Source organism: Epibacterium sp. HA2-3 (assembly GCF_055693725.2).
Genome location: NZ_CM172490.1, coordinates 171,290 through 191,559, shown reverse-complemented (window position 1 = coordinate 191,559; position 20,270 = coordinate 171,290). Strand labels below are relative to the sequence as shown.

The window sequence follows — 20,270 nt, the reverse complement described above, 5'->3', positions numbered from 1 at the left end:
GCCCATCAGGCGACACCGACGTCCGCCTCACCATCATCCCGGCAGGCGATCGCGCGCATATCATCGCGTGGCATCGGTTTGCCAAAATAAAAGCCCTGAACCGAAGAGCAGCTCTCCGCGCGCAGAAAGCGCAACTCGTCCTCCACTTCGACCCCTTCAGCCAGCACCGGAATATCCAACGCCGCGCCCAAGAGCAGTGTCGAGCGCACAATCGCAGCACGCTGCGCGTCCTTGTGAACATCCTGCACAAAACTGCGGTCGATCTTGATCTTGTCAAACGGGAACGCCTGAAGCGTCGCAAGCGAAGAGTAACCCGTGCCGAAATCATCCATCGCAATACGAATGCCGATCGATTTCAGCTTATGCATCACCTTCAAGGTATGGGCCTGATCGTCGATGATGCTGGCTTCGGTGACTTCGAGTTCAAGACGGGCGGGATCCAGGCCCGTTTCCATCAGGATGTCCATCACATCCTCGACAAACGAGGGCTGAACCAGCTGTTGCGGTGCCACGTTGATCGCCACACTGAAAGGACGGCGCCAGAGTGAGGCTTCTCGGCAGGCTTCGCGCAAGACCCAATGACCGATGTCTCGAATCAGGCCTGTTTCCTCGGCGATCGGAATAAAAACATCCGGCGACACCCGCCCGCGTTTTGGATGGTTCCAGCGCAACAGCACCTCAAATCCAACCGGCTCCATCGTGTCGAGCGCATTTTGCAGCTGATACACCAGCTCGAACTCGTCGTTGTCCACCGCCAGACGCAGGTCATGCACAATCTGGGTCTTTTCACGACTGCGGCGGTCCATCTCCGCATTGAACCGACAAATCGGCGTGTCTGGATCCGACTTGGCGCGATACATCGCCACATCCGACTTGTGGAGCAGATCCGCAGGGTCGCGGCCGTCATCCATGGTTGTCGCAATCCCGATCGAAGCACCCACCCGCAGAGAGACATCCTCCAAGTCGACCGGCTCGACAATGGCTGCGTGGAGACGCTCGGCAAAGCTCAGCACCTCCTCCATCCGACGAAAACCCTCTTTGATCGCCACAAACTCGTCCCCGCCTACGCGCGTGACACATTCGCCCTCGCCCTCATGCTGCATCATCCGCAACGCCACACACCGCAAAACGGCATCGCCGGCACTGTGTCCGTACACATCGTTCACCTCCTTAAAGAGGTTGAGATCGATGGTCATGATCGCGCAGCGCCTGGTCTCGTTCTCGTCGAGCCGGATCTTCAGCGCGTCGAGCTTCCGGGTGAGCCACATGCGGTTGGGCATGCCTGTCAGCGGGTCGTGGGTGGCGGCGTGGTTGAGCTGATCGCGGGCATCATCCTCCATGTTCACCTCGATGCTCGCAGAGGCCATGGCAATCAGCAAAATGATTGCCGTCACTGCAAAAACCAGCAAGGCCATGGCGTTGTCGGAAATGGTCTTGGGCGGTACATCCACCGCGACATCAAACAGGACCTCAATCGCGCTCATACCGGTGAAATGCATGAGGCAAATCGCCAACACCATTACCAGCGCCGGTCCCAGTCGCCCCACAATGCCCCGCATCGGGCGCGCCATCAGCACATAGCTCAACGCGCCAAGCCCGACGCCCAAAAGCACCGAGGCCGCAACCGCACCGGTATTCCAATACAGCGTACCCGGCACCAGATAGGCCTGCATTCCGGTGTAATGCATGGCCGATACCGTCAGCCCAAACAGGCCGCCCGCCAGCACCGGCGCCCCGCGACCGGGTACAAAGGCCAGACTCGCATTCGCCGCAAAAGAGCCGATCACCCCCACAAAGAGCGATGTGGCCGTCAACACAGGCTCATAGCCATGTTCATACCCCGGGTCATAGGCTGTCATAGCAATGAAATGCGTGGACCAGATCGTCGCGCCCGTCACCAGGCCAGCCAGGGGGAGCTGCACGATCTTTCGCTTGCCGGTCCATTCAGTCAGCCGCCCGGACATATGAACCGACAAAAGCGACCCGATCACGCAGATCAGAGCCGCAACCGCGACAAACGCGTAATCATGTTCTTGCGTGATGCAATCCAGCAAGCGGTACATTCACTATTCCTTGAGTCCTGCAGTTCGATCTGCATCCTGACACAAGGCGATTAACAACTTTGGAAAAACAAAGAACAATCAGACTCAAAATGCATTAAATGCAATGCACACGAGGTCAGTCCTTGCGAAGGAATTTGGCTGTGGGGAAGGCGTGGCCGCAGGAGGTGCTCGCAACTATGCGGTCTGAGACTGCCGGTTTTCGAGCAGGTCGACAAACTCGGCTACGCGCTTGCGATAGCGGCGATTGAGCTTGTTGCGTGCCAGTTTCAGGGATTGCACCAACAGTCGCGCCGCCAGAGTTTTGGGCTTCATTTCCAGACGCACGGTCATCCGCGTCCGTCGCGGAGACAAGGCCATCAGATCCACCCGCAACAGACCGGTCATGCCGCTTCCGGTGGCCGCAAAAACAACCGTGTTGGGCCGGTCGCATTCGGCGACCTCTACCCGCATTTTGCGCTCAGACCCACGGAACATAAAGACCACATCCCAAGATAGGTCTTCGGGCGCCGCATCACTGTCGCCGTTTCGGCGCACTTCAACGCCACGTCGGATTGCAGATCGCTCGAAGCTTTCAAAGTCCGTGACCGCCGCGAACACCTCGTCGATGGGGCTGTCGGTATCTTCTTTGGTTTCGAAGTGCATATCTCAGACCTGTCGTTTGGTCACGGGTTGGGTCGGCAAAACTGTATTTCACCGGGTGTTCTGGCTTCAAGATAACTTATGTTGGTTACTCAAGTGTATCTGCAACCCAGTTTTCCAAAAGAAAACCCGCAATCGCACCTTTTCGCGGGGCACGCACCGTGGGATGATGACCCGCGATTGCGTCCATCGCCTCTTGGCGTGTCATCCAGAATGCGTCTTCTAGCTCTTGTGGATCAAGGGTGATGTCTTCACTCAGGGCAACGCCGGAACACCCAAACATCAACGACATGGGAAAGGCCCAGGGCTGACTGGCAAGGTAGCCGACCTCGCCAACCTTCACTCCGGATTCTTCCAGTACTTCGCGCCGCACAGCCGCCTCAAGCGTCTCTCCGGGTTCCACAAATCCCGCAAGCAGCGAATACATACCCTCGGGCCATCCGGGCGACCGTCCCATCAGAACGCGATCCCCGCGTGTGATTAGCATGATGACCACCGGGTCGGTGCGTGGAAAATGCGGCGCGTTGCAGCTCGGGCAGCGGCGTTGCCAGCCAGCTTGCTCCACCCGGCTGGGCTCACCGCAGCAGGCACAGAACCCATGGCTCGCGTGCCAACTGAGCATTGCCTTGGCTGTTGCCGCCAGCTCTGCGTCACGGGCCGAGAGATGCGTCATGACCCGCCGCAATTCCAAAAAAGCATATGAATCCGGTAGGTCCGGATGACGCTGTTCGCTGGGATCGAGAAAACTGTCTAGCGTGGTTGTATCAAGCCCCTCAGGCTCCCAGTCCTCGAGGCTCACGGCAAAATACCCCGCCCCCTCTGCGCTCCGGCCCAGAAAAAGCGCCTCCGCACGGCGCCCAGAGACAAGCGGATCGCGCGCGTTCAAAAACGCCAGCCCCTCGATTTCGGCATGATCCGGCGCAAAAACGCACAAGGGTTTGCCACGCCACAAAAGCATGATCTGGACATCTGCGGCGTCCCAAAGCGTCTGAAGCGCACCGCCATCTGCACGCAAATGCGCGGCGCGATCGAGACCGCTGCCACCAAAGGTCACCTGCTCCGCTCGCTTCATAACCGCCTCACTTTCCGAAATTTATTTCAAGTCACCGTCCTATATAGGCGATGACTGGCCAGCCCGCGATAGGCGTGATGCCGTGATCGAGTCACACACACAAGCAAAAATGCCACGCTTTTCAAAAACTCAAAAAAAGCCCATCGCAGGGGTTTCTCAGAGGCCCATGTCTCTGTTCTTCTAATCGTTAACAAACAGATCTAGCACCGGGTGCGTTCCAAATCGGAACGGCGCCTGTGAGCGATGGTGAATGGCATAGAATGACCCAAGACGATCAAGATGCCACGGGAACGCAAGAAGAGGCGGGCGACCAACCTGGCGTGACGGGGCGGTTGCGCGTGCTTGCGACATCTGATGTCCACAGTCACCTTCTCGGCTTTGATTATTACGCCGATCAAGAGCACCCCGGCATCGGCCTCAGCCGCACGGCTCAGTTGATCGCAGAGGCCCGGAAAGAGGCAGCCGAAGCTGGTGATATTGCGGTACTCTTGGACAATGGCGACTGGCTCCAAGGTTCGCCGCTTGCAGAACCGGCTCTGGCAACGGACAGCGCCTTGGCACCTGCTATCCATGCATTTGAGGTCCTCGGGTATGATGCCGTCGGCCTCGGCAATCACGAGTTCAACTACGGCCTATCCGCCTTGTCCCGGGTTCTCTCAGCGCTCCCCTGCCCTGCGGTGAGCAGCAACATCACACCGCTTTCAGCAGATGACACCTTGCCAGTTCACAAACATCTGATCCTGACGCGGCACTTTCGAAGGGCGACAGGTGGCCAGGATGGTGTGGCGGAGGTCAAGATTGGCCTGCTGTCGGTGCTGCCCCCTCAAACCATGCTCTGGGACGCGGACCATCTGGCCGGACGCTTGCATGTGGATGACATGCTGCGCAGCGCAAAGGCTGCGATTTCAGACCTGCGGGCGTCCGGTGCGGATGTGGTGATTGCCCTCGCCCACACAGGAGAAGGCGATGACACTGCGCGGGACGGAATGGAAAACGCGCTTCGCCCCCTGTCGCGTCTGCCCGGTCTCGACGCAGCCATCGGAGGGCATACGCATTTGTTGCTCCCACCGCCCGACGGCTCGGGACGTGACTGGGAGATTCCGGTCGTCATGCCCGGGTCCGGCGGGTCTCATCTCGGGGTGATAGATCTCGGCCTGCGTCAGACGCCACAGGGCTGGCGCGTTGAAGGCGGCAGCGCGGCGCTACGCGCCGTAGCGCATCAAACCCGCGACGGTCTGCGCCCGGTTGTTTCTGAGGCACCAGATCTCGTTCTGGCGCTACGGGATGTCCACGAACAGACGCGTGCCGAGATGGCGGCAAAAGTCGGCACATTGTCCGAGGCACATCATTCCTATTTCACCTATTTTGCTGAAGATCGCGCCCTCGCACTCATTGCGACGGCACAGGCTGCCGCGGTGCAGCCGATGCTGCTGAAATCAGAGTATGCGGACCTGCCACTTTTGTCTGCCGTGGCGCCGGCCAAATTTGGCGGGCGCGCCGGGCCGCTCAATTACACGGACGTCCCACCGGGAGAGATCTCACGCCGTCATGTCGCAGATATTTACAGTTACCCCAACGAGTTGCGCTGCATCATCGTCAACGGCCATCAAGTGCGAGACTGGCTCGAGATGTCCGCAGGGCTCTTTAATCAGCTGGAGCCTGATGCAGACGCGCGCCTGCTGGCAGATCCTGCGCGTCCGGGGCACAACTTTGATGTCATTTTCGGCCTGCAGTATGAAATCGACCCTCGAGAGCACGCGCGGTTTGATGCCGAAGGACGCAGGCTCCATGAAGGGCCGGGGCGGATCAGGAACCTGCAGTGGAATGGCCGCCCCATGCACGGGGACCAGCAGTTTGCAGTCGCCTTCAACAGCTACCGCAGCAGCGGCGGTGGCAATTTTCGAATGCTTATGGATGCGCCCGGTCTGCCCCTGCCGCCGCAGATGATCCGGGATGTGGTCGGCGCCTATGTGGCCTCTGCACATGACCTTTCCGCCGTCTTTCCGGCGCCCTGGCGCTTCAGCCCGGACTTGGGTGTGGATGCGATTGCCCTCACGGGCCCGGGTGCCAGGCGCCACCTCCATGAATTGCCCGAGAATGTGGCCCGCTCCGCAACAGAGCTCGACACTGGGTTTCTGGCGCTGAAGCTGCGCCTCTGAGCGCGCGACACACGAGTATTCAAACCGGCAGCGGGTTGTCATCTTTCCGCGGCTTCCCTATATCGGGATTCGAGAGGTTGGCGCGGGCAAGCGCCTCGCCAACCTGGTCAGGTCCGGAAGGAAGCAGCCACAACGAGCCCCGCTTGGGTCGATGTCCAGCCTCTCACTTGTCACACGACCCCGCCCTAGGCGGGGTTTTGTGTTTGATGAGCCTGTTCCCTACCTGCACATCCTCGTATTGTCTTGCGCATCCCATGTGTCTTGTGCCGCGCCGCTGACCTATTTCGCGCTCGCAGAAAGATCCCAGTTGACGAGGCGACTTACCGCTGCGTAGCATCCAGACAGATGGTTCCTGCCTCTGTTTGGGGTGGGATGAAAAGGGAATACGGTGAGGCTTTGGACCATTGGGTCCCGCCAAGTCCGTGACTGCCCCCGCAACTGTGAGCGGCGAGTTCCCCGGCAAAGCCACTGACCCCAACGTCGTAACCGGCAAAAAAGGGTCGGGAAGGGCCGGTTCGCGATGACCCGCAAGTCAGGAGACCTGCCATCGGCAATGTAAACCTGAAGCCGGGCGGGGTGTCTCGGAGGAGGTCTGATGGCTGATCACTCCGCGCCCGAAGGGCCTGATCCCGTCCGATGTCCCGCTCATCCCTCCGGCCCCTTGATCCGAGTGCGGAGGGCACGAGAATGACGGACCACACAGAGACGCGTGACGCGGGCACGCATGAGTTTGTATCAACAACATGTTTGCACCTCGGGCGCCCCTGCCCAGCGGCGCAGCGGATGCTGGCGGCGCTGGCAAAAGCGCTCGACAGCGCCCGCGGGCTTACGAAAGACGATTTCGAAATCAGTGGTGAAAGCCGCCTCGATGGCTGTGAGAAAGCCTGCCCGGCGCGATTTGCCGCAAGTCATGCCCGTATTCGGGTGTTTTGCGATGTGCAGGCCACGACCAAAACAGAGACGCTGGACCGATTTGCGGATGCAATGTTGTCGGCAGACGGGGGCAGCGCGCATGGCACCTCCAGCGCAGACATGCCCCGCGCGTTTGGCGAAGCCCGCCCAGCGCGTCCGCCCGTGCAAGCGCCCTCAATTCGCCACCCGCAGGGGGCACAGAGACCACGTCTGATGAGCTAAGCTGCTCGGCCTATGCTGGCGGCGCTTGGCGACGGCGGCCATAGGCCCAAGCCATCTGCGCATCCGTTTCCACCGCACAGGGCCTCAGGGCCCTGAGCCGTGCAAGAGCTGCATCCGGCGGCTCGCCGCTTTCGATCATCAGCCGGAGCACTGCCATGCCGGATCGACCGCAGCCGCCACGGCAATGCACAAGGACACGCCCTCCACCCGACAAAGCCTGCCGCGCGAGCGCGCTGACCTGATGCCAATGATCCTCAAGATCCTTTGTCGGGGTCTGGTAATCCTCAACCGGCATATGAAACCAGCGGCTGCCAAGCCCCTGAATGTCCGTGCCCAGAGTCTCTACGCCAAGGATAACATGCTCGACGCGCGTGGTCATCGAGATCACCATAGACGGGCGCCATTCGTGGATCAGGCGCAGATCGGCGGCATAATCGCCCCCTGCACCGGGCGCCCGGCTCAGGGCGAGGATCCCATCGCCCACCGAAAGCGCATGTAGCGACAAAGTTGGTTCAGCCTGCTGCGGCTGCAATTTCGTAGCACTTACCATTTACTCTCCCCCCCGGGAGCCGCGGACCCATATCCGCGATACCGTCTTGTCACCTTAGCCTGCCAAAGCGTCCTACAGGTAGTCTTTTCTGTCACCTCGCCATTCTGCACGATCATCCCCAACAGCGGTGGACGAAGCTGTCGTCGGAGCTTAGTTTGCACGGAACACTTGGCGCTGGGGTCGAATCCGGCCTGCGCCCCCAAAGACCATTCGAAAGGCCCTCATGAGCGAGCACAGCCCCGAGATCTCTGACACAGTACAGAGCGGACAATATCAGGTTCTGGCACGCAAGTACCGGCCCGAAACCTTTGCCGATCTCGTCGGGCAAGACGCTATGGTGCGCACGCTCAAGAACGCCTTTGCCGCGGATCGCATTGCGCAGGCCTTCATCATGACGGGCATCCGCGGCACGGGCAAAACCACCACCGCGCGGATCATTGCCAAGGGCATGAACTGTATTGGCGAGGATGGCCAAGGTGGCCCCACTACTGAGCCTTGCGGCAAGTGCGAGCACTGCACCGCAATCATGGAAGGCCGCCACGTCGACGTGATGGAGATGGATGCCGCATCGCGCACCGGCGTGGGCGACATTCGCGAGATAATCGACAGCGTGGCCTACCGTGCGGCCTCGGCGCGCTACAAGATCTATATCATCGACGAGGTTCACATGCTGTCGACGTCGGCCTTCAATGCGTTGCTGAAAACGCTGGAAGAGCCGCCCGCGCATGTGAAGTTCATTTTTGCCACCACCGAGATCCGCAAGGTGCCCGTGACGGTGCTCTCGCGCTGTCAGCGCTTTGATCTGCGCAGGATCGAACCGGAGGTGATGATCAACCTCTTGCGCCGGATTGCGAGCAGCGAGCAGGCCGAGATTGCCGACGATGCGCTGGCGCTGATCACCCGCGCCGCAGAAGGTTCGGCGCGGGATGCGACATCGCTCTTGGACCAGGCAATCAGCCATGGCGCCGGAGAGACTACGGCCGATCAGGTCCGTGCAATGCTTGGCCTGGCCGATCGGGGCCGGGTGCTGGATCTGATGGATATGATCCTGCGCGGCGACGCCGCTGCTGCGCTGACAGAATTGTCCGCACAATACGCCGAAGGCGCCGATCCGATGGCGGTGCTGCGCGATCTGGCCGAGATCACCCACTGGGTTTCGGTGGTGAAGATCACGCCGGATGCCGCCGAGGACCCTACCATCAGCCCTGATGAGCGAGCCCGTGGACAGGATATGGCCGCGCGCCTGCCGATGCGAGTGCTGACGCGGATGTGGCAGATGCTGCTCAAGGCGCTCGAAGAAGTCGCCGCCGCCCCCAATGCGATGATGGCGGCCGAAATGGCGGTAATCCGCCTGACCCATGTGGCCGATCTGCCCTCGCCAGAAGAATTGCTGCGCAAACTGCAGGACACACCGCCGCCGCCACATCCAGGTGGGCCGGGCGGCGGACACCCCATGCAGGGCATGGGATCGCCTGCGGCGGGCGGGGGAGGCGGGGCTCCGGCTTACGCCTCCGCCCCGCCGCAAGGCGCCCCCAGTGGTGACCCGCGCGGAGGCCATACGATGTCGACTGCCAACGGACAGAGCGTAGCACTCGCACCGCGCGCCGACAGCGCGCTCGCGCGCTATCCCAGCTTCGAACATGTGATCGAATTGATCCGCCATCACCGCGATGTCAAACTGCTGGTGGAGGTCGAAACAGGCGTGCGGCTCGTGTCCTATCAGCCGGGTCGGATCGAATTCACCCCGGCCGCCAATGCCCCGCAGGATCTCGCGGCCCGGATCGGCACTGCGCTCCAGAACTGGACCGGCAGCCGCTGGGTCGTCTCGATCGCCCCGGATGGCGACGCGCCCACAATCGCAGAGCTGCGCGATGCGGCGCAGAACGCTCTGCGGGCCGAGGCTTCGGCACATCCGCTTGTTCAGGCGGTCCTTCAGAATTTTCCCAAGGCAAAGATCACCAAGATCCGTACCCAAGAGGAGTTGGCCGCCGAGGTTCAGGCCGAAGCCCTGCCCGAGGTCGAAGACGAATGGGACCCCTTCGAGGAGTGACCCAAGCGCCGGCGCGCAGCACCAGAGGCTTTGCCCTTGCCTGCACGCAGCCGCTCACATATCTAACGGGGCAAACCTGACATCAGGAGTGATAGGATATGTTTAAAGGCCTTTCCGGCCTCGGCGATATGGCCGGGATGATGAAAAAAGCCCAAGAGATGCAGTCCAAAATGGGCGAAATGCAGGAAGAGCTGCACAATATCATGGTTGTCGGCGAAGCCGGTGCCGGGCTGGTCAAGGCGACCGCGAGCGCCAAGGGCGATCTGAAGTCGCTGGATATCGACCCGTCGATCTTCAACGGGGACGACAAGGAAGTGGTCGAAGATCTGATCCTCGCCGCCGTCAAGGACGCGCAGACCAAAGCGGCCGAGCGTGCGCAGGACGAAATGACCAAACTCACCGAAGGTCTGGGCCTTCCCAAGGACATGAAACTGCCGTTCTGACGCCAGTGACATGCGAAAATCAGGCGGCCCCAAGGGTCGCCTTTTTTCATGCCCGCGCGCAGGCTCACACTGCAAATGCCAGCAGGGCTTGCACTTCACCGCGCAATGCGGCCTAGTTGAACAGAAGCAGAACGGAGCAGAGGAATGGCTGCGCAGGACAACAGCGATATCGAGGCATTGATTGCATTGATGGCCAAGCTGCCGGGGCTTGGCCCCCGCTCCGCGCGCCGTGCTGTGTTGCACCTGATCCGCAAGCGTGCGCTTGTCCTGACCCCGCTCGCCGATGCCATGAGCCGTGTTGCAGAGACCGCGCGCGAGTGTCTCAACTGCGGCAACGTGGGCACGAGCGACATCTGCGCGCTCTGCGAGGATGAGACGCGCGCCAATGGAGAACTCTGCGTGGTCGAGGATGTGGCGGACCTCTGGGCGATGGAGCGCGCTGGTGTGTTCAAGGGACGCTATCACGTCCTGGGCGGCACGTTGTCAGCACTTGATGCCATTGGCCCCGAAGATCTGCGCATCCCTCGCCTCGTGGATCGGGTCTCCACCGAAGGGGTAAGTGAGGTGATCCTCGCACTCAACGCGACGATCGATGGCCAGACCACGGCGCATTACATCGCAGATCAACTGTCTGGACGTGTCAAGCTCACGTCACTGGCGCAGGGTGTGCCCATCGGCGGCGAGCTGGACTATCTTGATGATGGCACGATCTCGGCTGCACTGCGCGCCCGCAAGGAAATCTGAGCTCGAGCCGACGCGACGCTTGCCCCCTTTGCAAACAGGGATTTGCGGCCTTCCGCGCGCAGATTTGAAATCCTGAGATCGGCGCCCGATCTCAAGCGGCGCGATATTCTGTCTGTGTTATTTCAAGGCACCTGCCATACCGGGCCGCACTGCCCGTACTGAGCGGCGCAGAGGATTTGAAGAGAGGATTTCCCCATGTCGCAGATTGAAAAAGCCACGCGTTTTGCCGCGCTCCACCAAAAAGGCGATCCAGTGGTGCTCTACAACATCTGGGATGCAGCAGGCGCAAAAGCGCTGGCTGAAAACGGTGCGCCTGCGGTCGCGACGGGAAGCTTGTCGATGGCGGCAGCACATGGCTACGCAGACGGTGAGAGCATACCCCTTGATTTTGTCCTGCGCATCGTAGCGCGGATCTGTGAAACGGTTTCTGTCCCTGTCACGGTCGATTTTGAAGGCGGCTATGCAACCGCGCCTGCCGAAATTGGCGAGAACGTTCGCAAGATCCTGCGCGCGGGCGCTGTCGGGATCAATTTCGAAGACCGCGTTGTGGGCGGCTCGGGATTGCATCCGGTTTCCGTACAGGTCGACCGCATTCACGCCATAAAAACGGTCGCGGCAGAAGAAGGCGTGCCGCTGTTTATCAACGCCCGGACCGATCTGTTCCTTGGACGCGCCCCCGAGACGCATCGAGACCAGCTGCCAGAGGCGCTCGAGCGGGCAGCCGCCTATTCAGAGGCCGGAGCCTGCGGTTTCTTTGTGCCGGGGCTTACAGAGCTCGACCTCATCGCGCACTGTGTGGAGCATACGCAACTGCCGGTAAACGCAATGATGCGTGCGCAGGCGCAGTCCCTCAAAGAAATTGCGGCTTTGAATGTCGCGCGGGTCAGTTACGGTCCGGGACCGTTCTTCAAGTTCCTGACCGACCTCAAAGCTGCGGAGGCCGGACTGCGCGCCTAGAGTTTGCGCATCACCCTGTGTTGTGCAGTCCCGCCGCGCCGCTGGCGCGGCGCCGGGGGCGGGAACTACCCCCTGCGCCCTCAGCTCTCTAGGCTTATCCGTAATGGGATCGCAAAGCCGCCAATGTCGCTTCGAACCCCTCACTGGTAACATCCTTGTGGAGCACCATCCGAATGGCGCCGGTGCCACCGGCGGAGATGACCACTCCAGCTTCGGCCAGCGCTGCACCGAGCGCCGCGTTATTCCCCGCTTCGGGTGTGAAAAACACCATATTGGTGTTGTGCGCGACCGTGCCGGCCCCGAGCCCGCGCAATGTCTCAGCAAGCTCGGCTGCCCGAGCATGATCTTCTGCGAGCCGCGCCACGTTATGCTCCAGCGCATAGAGCCCCGCTGCCGCGAGAACACCGGCCTGACGCATGCCGCCGCCTACCATCTTGCGCAGACGTCGCGCCCGCGCGATGATTTCTGTGGGGCCAACCAGAACAGAGCCAACCGGCGCGCCAAGCCCTTTTGAGAGACATATCGAGACGCTGTCAAAGCGCCCAGCAATGTCGGTCAACTCGCAGCCCAGCGCAGTCACAGCGTTGAAAACCCGCGCCCCATCCAGATGCACTGCGAGCCCGGCGTCGCGCGCGACCGCGATGCTCTTGTCCAATCGCGCCAGCGACACGACCTTACCGTTGTGGGTATTCTCCAGTGACAGCAGCCGCGAGATCGGGTGGTGCGAGTCATCTTCCTTGATGGCGGCTGCAATCTCTGCAGGCTCCAATCCGCCATCCTCTGAGACGCGCAGAGCGTCCAGAACAACGCCGCCCAGTGCCGAGGCGCCGCCCGCCTCGTATTTGTAGACGTGGTAGTCCCGCCCGGTGATCACCTCCTCGCCGCGACCACAATGGGCCAGCATGGCGACAAGATTGCTCTGGGTGCCAGTGGGCAGAAACAGAGCCGCCTCTTTTCCTGCGCGCTCCGCCAAGGCGGACTCGAGGCGGTTGATGCTTGGATCTTCGCCATAGACATCATCCCCGACCTCCGCGTCGGCCATCACGGCGCGCATGCCGGCATCAGGACGCGTGACGGTATCGCTGCGCAGATCGCATAGCACCTGCTGCGGCCGAGCTCCGGGTGTCTGAGTGTACTGGCTCATGATCGCTGTCCTTTTCTGCCGCCGGGGCGCTGTGTCGTCTCGATGTCGCGGCATATTGAAACCATCCCAGAGCACAGTGCAATGGGCGGCAGCGTGGCAAGTACAATCCAGCCGCCCTAAGCGACCTGGCAGAAAGCAAGTGTAGGATCAGATCGCGGCGAGCCCCTCTTCGATTGCAATCGCCAGCTTGTCGCAGATCTCTTCGATCTGCGTCTCACTCAGGATGAAAGGCGGTGCCAGCAGGATATGATCGCCCATCCGGCCATCGCGCGTGCCCGACATCGGATAACAGATCAGCCCCGCCTCCAACGCGGCCCGCTTGATCCGCGCGGCAAGACCATGTGCCGGATCAAACGGGGCTTTGCTGTCGCGGTCCTGCACCAATTCGAGACCGCGAAACAAACCGCGCCCGCGGATGTCACCCACATTGGGGTGTTGCGCAAATCGCTCCATCAGCGCCGCTTGCAACTGCGTGCCCTTCTCCGCCACGCGCGAAACCAGGTCGCGTTCCAGCATCTGATTGACCACTGCAAGCCCTGCCGCTGTGGCAACCGGATGCCCGAGATAGGTATGCCCGTGCTGAAAGAACCCCGTGCCCTGCGCAATCGCATCATAGATCGCGCTGGAGCAGAGCATCGCTCCAATCGGCTGATAGCCCGCGCCGAGCCCCTTGGCGATGCAAAGGATGTCAGGCGCCACCCCATCTGCGTCGCAGGCAAAAAGATGTCCGGTACGCCCCATGCCGCACATCACCTCGTCGAGGATCAGCAACACACCATAGGTATCACAGATCTCGCGGATCCGCTTGAAGTAGCCCTCGACCGCAGGCACAGCCCCCAGGGTTGCTCCAACCACGGGCTCGGCCATAAAGGCCATGACCGTGTCGGGACCAAGACGCAGGATTTCAGCTTCGAGCTCATTTGCGACCCGCTGGCCATAGTCAAAGCTGCTCTCTCCGTCGCTGCGATCCACGTATTCATAGCAAGGCGCAATATGCGACACGCCGATCAAAAGCGGGTCGAACTGCTGGCGCCGCCAAGCATTGCCTCCAGCTGCAAGGGCACCCAGTGTGTTGCCGTGATAGCTCTGTCGCCGGGCAATCAGGTGACGCCGCTGCGGCTCACCGCGTTCGAGGTGATACTGCCGCGCCAGCTTGATCGCGGCCTCGGTGGCCTCAGACCCGCCAGAGACAAAATAGACGCGATCGAGAGTGCCCGGCGCCTTTGAGATCAGCAGGTCCGCCAGAGCCTCGGCAGGCTCGGACGTCATGAAACCAGTATGCGCAAAGGCCAGCTTTTCAACCTGCTCCTGCACGGCCTTGATCACGGCCGCATCGGAATGCCCGAGACAAGAAACCGCCGCCCCGCCTGAACCGTCGAAGTATCGTTTTCCATTTGCATCAATCAGATAGCAGCCATCCCCACCAACAGCGGTGGGCAGGTCGGATTTTGTGTGACGGGGAAAAACGTGGCTCATGTCAGCTCTCGCAGATTTGCGCCCGGCATGTTCTGATGCGGGTCAAGGGTGTGACCGCGCGCGACGGTCAGGTTCAAAAACGCCTCAACAGAGGCAGCGTTGTCGGCCCAGGCAGGACCGCCCATTGGGCCAAGGCTGTTTTCAAATCCGATACGCACCTGGCCACCGGCCTCTACCGCGGCAAGCAAACAGGCGTGTTCCTCGGGCCCGAAGGCACAGAGCGACCAGCGAAGGTCCAACGGCGCGATCAGCGCCAGAAACGGTGGCAACATCGCGGACCGCGCAGGCTGTCCGGTGGCATACTGCCCGAGCACAAGGATCACGTCCCGCATCTCGTCAGGGACCGTTCCATCCGCATACCACGCCTCAAGCTGTTCCACACATTCGGGCGTGTAAAGAATATGCTGCACCTGTGTGCCTGCCTCCGAACAAAGCGCATAGGCCCGCGCTGCCAAACTCTTGTCTCGCGCCATCTCACGCACCGAAACAGAGGCCGCCGCCGGGCGCAGCGCCTCAAGGCAAGCCAGCTGTGCACCCACATCAAAGAGACCGGCGCTCTCGGTGGTGATCTGAATGCCCATCGTGGGCACAGCCTCAGTCACCAGTGCCATGGCCTCGCGATAGCGCCCGGCGTCCAGCGAATGGACACCCTCGGCATCGCGCACATGCAAGTGCAACGCCTGCGCCCCCACGCGATGACATGCCAGTGCGGTCTCGGCAAGTTCCGGCGCCGTCATCGGCAGGGCCGGATGGTCTGCCTTACCGCGGCGCGCGCCATTCGGCGCCACCATCAGTGTGAATTCCGTCAACGCCGTGCTCCTTCCCCCGTTGCGCGACCATATACGGGTCCTCGGCTGCACACATGGCCCCAGAGGAGTCCGCCGGTCGGATTCGTCGTGCTCAGATTGCCATCAAACACATATGTCCCCAATGCAGACATTTGCGAACATATGTGCTTTTTGCTTTTGGACCTAAACATTGCACCCACCTGGACCTATTCCACATCTGCAAAGTGTCATTTTCTGGCGCCTGACACAGGGCGCATTCAGCACGCCCCTGCTCTTCTTCGAACAAGCCATGAAAGGAACATGTCATGCACGGCACGTTCACCGACAATGACCTCAGCCATGTGATCGAGGCCGACAAGGCCCACGTCTGGCATCACCTGGTCCAGCACAAGCCGTTTGAAACCTCCGATCCGCGGATTATCGTCGAGGGAAAAGGCATGCGCGTCTGGGACCAGAACGGCAAGGAATGGCTCGACGCGGTGTCCGGTGCGGTCTGGACCGTCAACGTCGGCTATGGACGCGAAAGCATCTGCAAGGCCGTCTACGACCAGATGATGAAGATGTGCTATTTTGCGCAGGCGGCCGGGTCTGTTCCAGGCGCGCTCTATGCCGAAAAGCTTATTGAGAAAATGCCGGGTATGTCCCGCGTCTACTACTGCAACTCCGGTTCCGAGGCCAACGAGAAGGCCTTTAAGATGGTGCGTCAGATCGCGCACAAGAAATACGGCGGCAAGAAAACCAAGATCCTTTACCGCGACCGCGATTATCATGGCTCCACGCTGGCGGCGATGTCTGCGGGCGGTCAGGACGAGCGCAACGCGCAATACGGCCCCTTCGCCCCCGATTTCGTCCGCGTTCCGCATTGCATGGAATACCGCAAGCATGAGCTTGGCCTTGAGCACCTCTCTGGCGAGGAATTCGGCATCGCGGCGGCCAACCTGATCGAAGAAGTCATCCTGCGCGAAGGCCCAGAGACCGTCGGCGCACTCTGCCTTGAGCCCGTCACCGCAGGTGGTGGCGTCATCGAAGCGCCAGAGGGCTACTGGCCGCGCGTGCAGGAGATCTGCAAGACCTATGATGTGCTCTTGCATATCGATGAGGTCGTCTGCGGCATCGGGCGCACAGGCACCCATTGGTTTGGCTACCAGCACTACGGCATCAAGCCTGACTTCGTGACCATGGCGAAAGGCGTTGCCTCCGGCTATGCGGCCATCGCCTGTATGGTCACAACCGAAGAGGTCTTTGAGCTGTTCAAGGACGACGCCTCCGACAAGCTCAACTATTTCCGTGACATCTCGACCTTTGGTGGCTGCACCGCCGGTCCTGCGGCCGCGCTGGAAAACATGCGCATCATCGAGGACGAGGGCCTTCTGGAAAACTGCACCAAGATGGGCGAACGGATGATCTCGAACCTGCGCGCCCTGCAGGAAAAACACGCTGTGATCGGCGATGTGCGCGGCAAGGGGCTGTTTCTTGGCGCCGAGCTGGTGACGGACCGCGACACCAAGGAACCCGTGGAAGAAGCCTTGGCACAGAAGGTCGTCGCCGAATGTGGAAATCACGGGGTCATCATCGGTGTCACCAACCGCTCGGTGCCCGGACGCAACAACACATTGTGTTTCTCGCCCGCGCTCATCGCCACTGCGGATGACATCGACAAGATCACCGATGCGGTCGACAAGGCGTTGACCACGGTCTTTGGCTAACCTGACCAATAGGTCCCACGCCCATTGAAAAAGGCGGCTCCCACCTCGGGGCCGCCTTTTTACATCGTCTGACATGCGGCACTTAGATCCACTTGCGGCATGCGGGAGGCCTCTTGCGGGTCAAGGAGGCCGCAGGCCCCGCCCCTCGGGGCCGCCAGTCCTTGACCCGCCTCTCTTGTCAGAATGGACACAGGCTTTGACGGGCAAACCTGCTCCTCAGAGCCCTTAGTGCGCAACCCGCGCCGAAGGCGCGCGGCCCAACGACTCATCTCGCATGCACCAGCATGGGAGCGTGAGTCGGCGGGAGCACGCCCCCAAAAGGCCCTCAGATCATCTGGAAGACGACGCCCGACAGGATCGCCCCCGAAACACCAAGCCCGAGATAGGTGGCAAAGACCCTCGGTTTCACGAGCGACCACACCGCCGCCATTGCCGGGATCGAGCTCACGGCACCAGCGATCATAAAGGCAAGCGCCGCACCCGCGCTCATTCCCTGGCTCATCAATCCAGCCAACAGCGGCGGCGCCACATAGGAGTTGAGATAGGCGGGCATTCCAACCACCGCAGCGATTGCAATCGGGACAACACCTTCTCCTCCCACGATCGCGGCAATCCACTCTGGACGCACATAGGTCACCAGAAGCGCCTCAAGCACATAGGCAAACGCAAGCCACTTCAACAGGAACAGAGCGTTCTCCACAAACTGAATGCGGAATATCTCGCGGCGCTCTGCGTCTTGCCAGAAACGCCAATTGGGCCGTGCATCGGTGGCAGGCGCTGCGCATCCGCAGCAGCTTTTGACAGGGGCGCGTTTCAGAGGCTCCGCAAAAAGCCCGCCACGACGCAATGCCTTGACGACAAAGCCGCCAAATAGACCAAGCGCCACCGCGCTCACCGCCTTTGCCAGCGCAAGGGGCCAGCCAAGCGCCGCCGCAGTGATCAACAATGTCGGCGGGTCGATCAGCGGCGACGACAGCCAGAACGCCATCACTGCCGAAAGCGGCGCGCCCAGCGCCAATAGCCCGGCGATGAATGGGATCACCTCGCAAGAACAGAACGGAGCAAGCCCCCCCAGAAGCGCTGCAAAGAAGATCATCCGTGTCTCGCGCCCCACAAAGGCTCGCGCCACCATCGCCTCTGCGCCAGTGGCCTTGAGATAGGCCAAGAGAGTCACCGCAAAAAGGATGTACTTGGATGTCGACAACAAGGCCTGCGCTGCAAAACTCAGAACCGGCCAGAAATTTGCGCCATCCACCAAAGCGACAACAGCCAGAATAAGCGCGCCGAGGGTCCACGGACTCTGCATCCCTTCAAGAGCGGCCCGCATCGGCCGCAGGGAAAGAGAAGTATCAGCCATCGTTTGCCACGCTTGCAACCTGCCCCAGTTTTTCATCTAGACAGCATTCGCTCAGGATATACCCCGCAAGACGCTCCAGATGCGCCAGATCGGCACGACAGATCGTGCTCCGGCCAACTTTCTCCTGCGAGACCACGCCGGCGGCAGCCAGGAATTTCAAGTGATGCGCCAGAGTCGACGCTGCGATCCCGGTGCGCTCGCGAATATCGCCAACGCTCACCCCTGTTTCTCCTGCGCGTACCAGGACGCGCAGCACTTCAAGGCGAGCCTCAGATCCCATCGCAGCAAAGCCCTGCGCGGCAACAGCCTCATCCATAGCTGATCTCCAACATGATTCTATATATCTAGTTTTGTAGTTTAATATCGATCCCGCAAGTCCAAATTCCAAACCCTGCATAATCAAACCCATCAAACAGTCCAGATTGCCCCGGCCCTAAGTCCAGACTAGGGTCGCGGCATGGCCATTTCCGTCGAAACGTTTTTTCTCAATACCGATGCGCAGGGCACGTTACAGGCCCAGATCCAGGAGATGATTGCCGCTGGCATTCTCTCGGGGCGGTTTCGCGCGGGTGAAAAACTGCCCTCATCACGCAAATTGGCGCAGCATCTCGGGGTGAGCCGCATCACCGTGACGCTGGCCTATACGGAACTTGTGGCAAATGACTATCTGAGCGCTCGCGGACGGTCGGGATATTTCGTCTCCCAGACCGCGCCGGTGCCGCCCTCTTTCTCGCCTATTCAAAAAGAAGCGGACAGCGTCGATTGGAACCGCGCCATCACTCAGGATTTCACCGGCGGCGACAGCCCCCCCAAACCGCGTGACTGGCGCAACTATCGCTATCCCTTCATCTACGGGCAGGCGGATGCCACCCTGTTTGATCACGCCAACTGGCGCCTCTGCGCGCTCCGGGCGCTCGGGCAAAAGGACTTTGCTGCGATGACCGGCGATTACTTTGATCAGGATGACCCGCTCTTGATCGAATATATCGCCCGCAACACGCTGCCGCGCCGAGGGGTGATTGCCCGGCCCGAGGAAATCCTGATCACGCTGGGTGCACAAAACGCGCTCTGGACCGTGGTGCAGCTGTTGTTGCAGCCCGGCCGCAAGGCCGCCATTGAAGACCCGAGCTATTACACGCTGCGTGACCAACTCAGTCATACAGGCTGCGATCTGGATGTGATCGCGGTGGATGAGGACGGGTTGCCGCCAGCACAGATCGCAACCAACACCGATGTGATTTTCACCACTCCGAGCCATCAGAGTCCGACCACCGCAACAATGCCGATGGCGCGCCGCAAGGCGCTGTTGTCGCGCGCCACTGAAATCGGTGCGGTGGTGGTGGAGGACGACTATGAATTCGAGATGTCCTTTCGCAATCAGCCCTCGCCTGCGCTCAAATCCATCGACCGCGATGGGCGGGTGATCTATCTGGGCAGCTTTTCCAAATCGCTCTTTCCGGGGTTGCGGCTGGGGTATCTGGTGGGGTCGGAGCCCTTCATCCGACAGGCGCGCGCACTCAGGGCCAATGTCTTGCGCCATCCGCCGGGCCATGTGCAGCGCACCGTTGCCTATTTCCTGTCTCTTGGTCACTACGACGCGCAGATCCGGCGCACCGCCAAAGTCCTGCAAGAGCGCCGTGCCGTGCTGGAGCGCGCAGTCGAGGCCGAAGGGCTGTGCCCCGCCAATCGCAGCCTATATGGGGGATCCTCTCTCTGGATGCAGGCCCCTGATCATGTCAACATGGGGCAGGTGGGCCTGAAGCTGCGCGAAAAAGGTGTATTGATCGAACCCGGCGCGCCCTTTTTTGCGCGAGACACTCGGCGGCACAACTTCTACCGGCTCGGATATTCGTCGATCGCCTCAGAGCGCATCCCGCAAGGCATCGCACATGTGGCCGAGGCGATCCGGGATAGCCAGTCCTGATGCGCGAGCCATACAAGGTGGTCCGACTAGCATCTACCGATTCTGGCACTACCGCACCATACAA

General features: G+C 60.9%; 17 protein-coding genes, 1 other RNA gene and 1 riboswitch. Of the genes, 9 read left to right on the top strand and 9 right to left on the bottom strand.

The window, feature by feature from the left end; all coding sequences use genetic code 11:
* Positions 1–5 precede the first annotated feature (5 nt).
* The 3 genes from ACZ1HH_RS00895 to nudC form a co-directional block, all read right to left on the bottom strand.
* Positions 6–2,063, bottom strand: coding sequence for a putative bifunctional diguanylate cyclase/phosphodiesterase (locus tag ACZ1HH_RS00895; protein ID WP_011537540.1), 2,058 nt, complete (start codon positions 2,061–2,063; stop codon positions 6–8).
* Positions 2,064–2,237: 174 nt separating this feature from the next.
* Positions 2,238–2,705, bottom strand: a complete 468-nt coding sequence (locus tag ACZ1HH_RS00890; protein WP_011537539.1) for an SRPBCC family protein — start codon at positions 2,703–2,705, stop codon at positions 2,238–2,240.
* Positions 2,706–2,790: 85 nt separating this feature from the next.
* Positions 2,791–3,774, bottom strand: a complete 984-nt coding sequence (nudC, locus tag ACZ1HH_RS00885) for an NAD(+) diphosphatase (RefSeq protein WP_487320332.1) — start codon at positions 3,772–3,774, stop codon at positions 2,791–2,793.
* Between the two features lie 260 nt (positions 3,775–4,034).
* On the opposite strand from nudC, the gene ACZ1HH_RS00880 reads away from it, so the two are divergent.
* From ACZ1HH_RS00880 to ACZ1HH_RS00870, 3 genes are all read left to right on the top strand, one after another.
* Positions 4,035–5,933 carry a 5'-nucleotidase C-terminal domain-containing protein gene (locus ACZ1HH_RS00880; protein WP_011537537.1) on the top strand — a complete coding sequence of 633 codons (1,899 nt, stop codon included), beginning with the start codon at positions 4,035–4,037 and terminating at the stop codon, positions 5,931–5,933.
* 70 nt (positions 5,934–6,003) lie between these two features.
* Positions 6,004–6,102: signal recognition particle sRNA small type (gene ffs / locus ACZ1HH_RS00875), an RNA gene on the top strand.
* 160 nt (positions 6,103–6,262) lie between these two features.
* Positions 6,263–6,496, top strand: a riboswitch (cobalamin riboswitch).
* Positions 6,497–6,620: 124 nt separating this feature from the next.
* Positions 6,621–7,067 (top strand): hypothetical protein, encoded by a 447-nt coding sequence (locus ACZ1HH_RS00870; RefSeq protein WP_254658848.1) that lies wholly within the window; start codon positions 6,621–6,623, stop codon positions 7,065–7,067.
* Positions 7,068–7,077: 10 nt separating this feature from the next.
* Here the strand turns inward: ACZ1HH_RS00870 and ACZ1HH_RS00865 are convergent, their stop codons facing one another.
* The gene (locus tag ACZ1HH_RS00865) at positions 7,078–7,617 is read right to left on the bottom strand and encodes a protein-tyrosine phosphatase family protein (protein ID WP_011537535.1); all 540 of its coding nucleotides are present in this window, start codon (positions 7,615–7,617) and stop codon (positions 7,078–7,080) included.
* A gap of 223 nt (positions 7,618–7,840) precedes the next feature.
* On the opposite strand from ACZ1HH_RS00865, the gene ACZ1HH_RS00860 reads away from it, so the two are divergent.
* The 4 genes from ACZ1HH_RS00860 to ACZ1HH_RS00845 all read left to right on the top strand — a co-directional run bounded on the left by ACZ1HH_RS00860 (position 7,841) and on the right by ACZ1HH_RS00845 (position 11,811).
* Positions 7,841–9,667 carry a DNA polymerase III subunit gamma/tau gene (locus tag ACZ1HH_RS00860; protein ID WP_472637062.1) on the top strand — a complete coding sequence of 609 codons (1,827 nt, stop codon included), beginning with the start codon at positions 7,841–7,843 and terminating at the stop codon, positions 9,665–9,667.
* A gap of 98 nt (positions 9,668–9,765) precedes the next feature.
* Complete coding sequence (locus ACZ1HH_RS00855) at positions 9,766–10,110, top strand: YbaB/EbfC family nucleoid-associated protein (protein WP_011537533.1); 345 nt, start codon at positions 9,766–9,768, stop codon at positions 10,108–10,110.
* Between the two features lie 144 nt (positions 10,111–10,254).
* Positions 10,255–10,854, top strand: coding sequence for a recombination mediator RecR (gene recR, locus ACZ1HH_RS00850; RefSeq protein WP_011537532.1), 600 nt, complete (start codon positions 10,255–10,257; stop codon positions 10,852–10,854).
* 195 nt (positions 10,855–11,049) lie between these two features.
* Positions 11,050–11,811: an isocitrate lyase/PEP mutase family protein gene (locus ACZ1HH_RS00845; RefSeq protein ID WP_472637061.1), complete on the top strand. Its 762-nt coding sequence runs from the start codon at positions 11,050–11,052 to the stop codon at positions 11,809–11,811.
* 94 nt (positions 11,812–11,905) lie between these two features.
* On the opposite strand, the gene ltaE is transcribed toward ACZ1HH_RS00845, so the two are convergent.
* From ltaE to ACZ1HH_RS00830, 3 genes are all read right to left on the bottom strand, one after another.
* Entirely contained in the window at positions 11,906–12,955 is a 1,050-nt protein-coding gene (gene ltaE, locus ACZ1HH_RS00840; RefSeq protein WP_472637060.1) for a low-specificity L-threonine aldolase, read from the bottom strand.
* Positions 12,956–13,102: 147 nt separating this feature from the next.
* Positions 13,103–14,431 carry an aspartate aminotransferase family protein gene (locus ACZ1HH_RS00835; protein WP_472637059.1) on the bottom strand — a complete coding sequence of 443 codons (1,329 nt, stop codon included), beginning with the start codon at positions 14,429–14,431 and terminating at the stop codon, positions 13,103–13,105.
* A complete protein-coding gene (locus ACZ1HH_RS00830; protein ID WP_472637058.1) occupies positions 14,428–15,240 on the bottom strand; it encodes a beta-keto acid cleavage family enzyme in 813 nt (270 codons plus the stop codon). Before ACZ1HH_RS00830 ends, ACZ1HH_RS00835 begins: the two co-directional genes overlap by 4 nt.
* A gap of 284 nt (positions 15,241–15,524) precedes the next feature.
* Between ACZ1HH_RS00830 and ACZ1HH_RS00825 the strand changes: the two genes are divergently transcribed.
* Positions 15,525–16,925 (top strand): aminotransferase family protein, encoded by a 1,401-nt coding sequence (locus tag ACZ1HH_RS00825; RefSeq protein ID WP_472637057.1) that lies wholly within the window; start codon positions 15,525–15,527, stop codon positions 16,923–16,925.
* A gap of 325 nt (positions 16,926–17,250) precedes the next feature.
* Here ACZ1HH_RS00825 and ACZ1HH_RS00820 read toward each other — a convergent pair whose 3' ends face one another.
* Together ACZ1HH_RS00820 and ACZ1HH_RS00815 are read right to left on the bottom strand one after the other, a co-directional pair.
* The gene (locus ACZ1HH_RS00820) at positions 17,251–18,282 is read right to left on the bottom strand and encodes a permease (protein WP_487320331.1); all 1,032 of its coding nucleotides are present in this window, start codon (positions 18,280–18,282) and stop codon (positions 17,251–17,253) included.
* Entirely contained in the window at positions 18,275–18,598 is a 324-nt protein-coding gene (locus tag ACZ1HH_RS00815) for an ArsR/SmtB family transcription factor (RefSeq protein ID WP_472637056.1), read from the bottom strand. The genes ACZ1HH_RS00820 and ACZ1HH_RS00815 overlap by 8 nt, the downstream gene beginning before the upstream one ends.
* A gap of 141 nt (positions 18,599–18,739) precedes the next feature.
* Here ACZ1HH_RS00815 and pdxR point away from each other — a divergent pair, with 141 nt between their 5' ends.
* Positions 18,740–20,206, top strand: a complete 1,467-nt coding sequence (gene pdxR, locus ACZ1HH_RS00810) for a MocR-like pyridoxine biosynthesis transcription factor PdxR (protein ID WP_416367747.1) — start codon at positions 18,740–18,742, stop codon at positions 20,204–20,206.
* Positions 20,207–20,270: the final 64 nt, after the last annotated feature.

Excerpts from the sequence above, each read along its gene's own strand:
- ACZ1HH_RS00815 (WP_472637056.1), bottom strand. The coding sequence starts at position 18,598 with ATGGATGAGGCTGTTGCCGCGCAGGGCTTTGCTGCGATGGGATCTGAG.
- ACZ1HH_RS00855 (WP_011537533.1), top strand. The coding sequence starts at position 9,766 with ATGTTTAAAGGCCTTTCCGGCCTCGGCGATATGGCCGGGATGATGAAA.
- ACZ1HH_RS00820 (WP_487320331.1), bottom strand. The coding sequence starts at position 18,282 with ATGGCTGATACTTCTCTTTCCCTGCGGCCGATGCGGGCCGCTCTTGAA.
- ACZ1HH_RS00825 (WP_472637057.1), top strand. The coding sequence starts at position 15,525 with ATGCACGGCACGTTCACCGACAATGACCTCAGCCATGTGATCGAGGCC.
- recR (WP_011537532.1), top strand. The coding sequence starts at position 10,255 with ATGGCTGCGCAGGACAACAGCGATATCGAGGCATTGATTGCATTGATG.
- pdxR (WP_416367747.1), top strand. The coding sequence starts at position 18,740 with ATGGCCATTTCCGTCGAAACGTTTTTTCTCAATACCGATGCGCAGGGC.
- ltaE (WP_472637060.1), bottom strand. The coding sequence starts at position 12,955 with ATGAGCCAGTACACTCAGACACCCGGAGCTCGGCCGCAGCAGGTGCTA.
- ACZ1HH_RS00895 (WP_011537540.1), bottom strand. The coding sequence starts at position 2,063 with ATGTACCGCTTGCTGGATTGCATCACGCAAGAACATGATTACGCGTTT.
- ACZ1HH_RS00880 (WP_011537537.1), top strand. The coding sequence starts at position 4,035 with ATGACCCAAGACGATCAAGATGCCACGGGAACGCAAGAAGAGGCGGGC.
- ACZ1HH_RS00845 (WP_472637061.1), top strand. The coding sequence starts at position 11,050 with ATGTCGCAGATTGAAAAAGCCACGCGTTTTGCCGCGCTCCACCAAAAA.
- ACZ1HH_RS00865 (WP_011537535.1), bottom strand. The coding sequence starts at position 7,617 with ATGGTAAGTGCTACGAAATTGCAGCCGCAGCAGGCTGAACCAACTTTG.
- ACZ1HH_RS00870 (WP_254658848.1), top strand. The coding sequence starts at position 6,621 with ATGACGGACCACACAGAGACGCGTGACGCGGGCACGCATGAGTTTGTA.
- ACZ1HH_RS00860 (WP_472637062.1), top strand. The coding sequence starts at position 7,841 with ATGAGCGAGCACAGCCCCGAGATCTCTGACACAGTACAGAGCGGACAA.
- nudC (WP_487320332.1), bottom strand. The coding sequence starts at position 3,774 with ATGAAGCGAGCGGAGCAGGTGACCTTTGGTGGCAGCGGTCTCGATCGC.
- ACZ1HH_RS00835 (WP_472637059.1), bottom strand. The coding sequence starts at position 14,431 with ATGAGCCACGTTTTTCCCCGTCACACAAAATCCGACCTGCCCACCGCT.
- ACZ1HH_RS00890 (WP_011537539.1), bottom strand. The coding sequence starts at position 2,705 with ATGCACTTCGAAACCAAAGAAGATACCGACAGCCCCATCGACGAGGTG.